Raw genomic sequence first — 2,906 nt, forward strand, 5'->3', positions numbered from 1 at the left:
ACATCTTCGCCTTCATCGAAGGCTTCTACAATCGAACGAGGCTCCATTCCGCCATCGGATATGTCGCGCCGATCGAGATGGAGCTAAAAGCTGCTTAAACCCGTCCACTTTTTCGGGGGAAGATCACAAGTGGAATGCGACGTGCGCGACCTGGCTGGTCGAAAATGCTCGGCCAGCGATCGCGCTTAAGGCGGATCGAGGATGACCAGGCAATTTAACTCGGAAGAGGCTGGAGCCGGTCCTCGTTGCAGCAGACGACCGTTTGACCAGCCGCGCCGAGTTGGCCGCCACGATCGGCAATATTCTCGAATTCTACGACTTCGGGACCTATAGCTTTTTCGCGATCCAGATCGGTGAGGCGTTCTTCCCGACGAGCGACCCGTTCGCAGCCTCATGCTGTCGCTCGTGACGTTTGGCGCAGGTTTTGTAACCAGACCGATCGGGGCCATCGTGCTCGGCTCGTACTCGGATCGGGCGCCGGCCCGCGATGAGCGCCAGCTTTGCCACGATGAGCGCCGCGATCCTGGTGTTGGCTGTTACGCCCTCCTACGAGACAATAGGAATTGCTGCTCCCTTACTAACCATTTTCGCACGTTTGGTGCAGGGCTTCGCTCTCGGAGGTGAAGTCGGTCCGACTACCGCCTATTTGATAGAAGCGGCCCCGGCCGAGGCCCGCGGTCTTGCTGTCTCGTTTCAACCTGCCAGCCAACAGATAGCTGCGACCGCCGGAGCGTTGGTTGGAGAAATACTCTCCCTCACCATGACAACCGAGGCACTCAATGCGTACGGATGGCGGATCGCGCTTTTGCTCGGCGCCGGTACGCTGCCGTTCGGACTTTGGTTGCGGAGCGCCCTGTCGGAAACGTTGCACCGCCCCGAAGCCCCGGCTCTCCTCGTCCAGACTGTAAGATCGCCTGCCGCTCGCCGCATCATGAGCTTGGGATTCGTCATTTTGGCGAGCTGCACGATTATTACCTACGTCCCGCAATATCCACCTATGCGCTGAACACCCTGCAAGTTTCTGCGCCTCTCGCCTTTGCCACCACGCTCATCAGCAACACGGTAGGAAATGCTGCCGCCCTGCTGGGCGGTTGGCTCGCGGATCTGGCCGGACGCCGGCACATCATGATCTGGCCGCAGATCGCTGCGTTCCTGATGATCTATCCGGTGCTTTTGTGGATCACAGAGAGCCGCAGTGCCCTCGCACTTCTCGGAGGCCTCGGCGCGCTCACCCTGATCGGAGCGATTCCGAATAGCGCCTTCTATGTGAGTATGGCCGAAGGTTTGCCCAAGAACATTCGCGATGGCGCCTTCGCGACGATTTACGCTTTTGCGATCGCGATCTTCGGAGGCACAGCGCAAGTCGTCGTCACCTGGCTGATCCACGTTACCGGGAACGCGCTGGCGCCCGCCTGGTACATGCTTGTCGCCAGCGCGGCCGGGCTCTGTGCCATGCTGATGATGCCCGAGACCGCACCGCCCGCGACCTCGGAAAGGACCATGACCCCAGCTGCGACATCAACGCGATCAAGTTGACCCGTTAAAGAGATCGGCCTCAGCCAGTTCCGGTTGGCGATTCTCTCGTCACCCGCGATCACCCCGTCTCCGCAACCCCGACCAGCTCCGACGAAGTGATCGCTACCATCGTGCCACTGGAGACAAAGAATGGAAGCTTGGCAACACCTCGCAATTAAAGGGCCGGGGCGATTGTCCGGCCATCCGCATCAAAGGCTTACACCCTCTTTGCAAACCAAAACCTTGTCGGGGCCGCGGCATGACGGAGGCCCGGACATACTGCCGCCGCTGCCGCACCAAGCTTCCCCATCCGACCGAGAACCCGCGCTCGTCGTTCTGCTGTCGTGGTTGCTGGAGGATGTTCTATGCTGCGAGGTGTCTGGTCTGCGAAGGCTCGATGGCGCGCAACGCCGGCCACCAGCTCGTTTGCTCTCGACCGGCCTGCAAGATCGAGTTCCGTGCACTGAAGCGTCACGGCGTCCTTGGCCGCTTCTACGGACCAAAAACCGCTGTTGGGCACACCCCCAGCCCGAATGTCGTCAGCGCCTCCGCAAACACCGCAAAACAAGGCGTTTGCGAGCGCGTCGACAGCGACCGAGGGTGGCGCATCTGGGCTCCTCGCTGAGCCCGTCGGAAATCCGCCTCGCGACCATCGGGTACACGGCTGCGGTGAAGGCTAGTCGTGTCGCCAACAGACGCCTTCGGGATGAGCTGGAGCGGGCCGAGATCGAGGCCAACGGTCACTTCGAGGACGCCGCGTGGCGCGAAATGACGAGCTCCCACGGCGTCCGAGCGTTCGTTGCCAGCGACAGGCGGCGGTCGGAATCGTGAATTCTCCCTCGCGACGTTCTTTCCCTTGGTCGACGAGATTCCGCGATAACACGCCGCGCAATGCCGAATTCGGGCACATCGTGGCGCCACACCTTCGACCTGACCGAGCCGACGAAGGTGTCGCAATTGATGCGCGTTGCCCGCCGCTATGCGGACCGCAAAGACCTTGCGGCCAAGGTCGAACGTTAGGCGGTGCTGGTCGCGCTGTCGCGTAGCGCGCTGCAAGAAGCGGCACGTCGTGAGTTCGAGGCGAGGATTTTGGCGGGCGAGCGCGTGAGCGCGCAGGAGGTTGCCGCGAAAACAACACGGGGCCTGAAGCGGAATGGAAGACCGCCCAAGGCTCCGGCCGCGACATCCCCGGTAACCCCTTAAATTACGGTGTTTGCGGACGCCTGTTCGACAATCGGGCTAGGTGGGTAGCCCGCCAGCCTAACATTACAGTTGTTTTTTTAGTGGGTTTCTGAATCCATGGGCAACCATGATTCGAAGATCGTGGACGCAGGCAGCGTCGATTGAGGAGACGCTTGCGTTGTGGGCGGCGTCGCTTCGGGAGATCAAGA

General features: G+C 61.1%; 1 protein-coding gene and 1 pseudogene. Both read left to right on the plus strand.

What is annotated here, in order from left to right:
• The first annotated feature begins 229 nt into the window (after positions 1 to 229).
• A pseudogene (locus ACZYOF_RS43230) lies at positions 230 to 1,536 on the plus strand (MFS transporter).
• 870 nt (positions 1,537 to 2,406) lie between these two features.
• Positions 2,407 to 2,535, plus strand: a complete 129-nt coding sequence (locus tag ACZYOF_RS43235; protein ID WP_283807049.1) for a hypothetical protein — start codon at positions 2,407 to 2,409, stop codon at positions 2,533 to 2,535.
• The last annotated feature ends 371 nt before the right edge of the window (positions 2,536 to 2,906 follow it).

It is taken from the genome of Bradyrhizobium sp. LeoA1Lang (assembly GCF_055413685.1).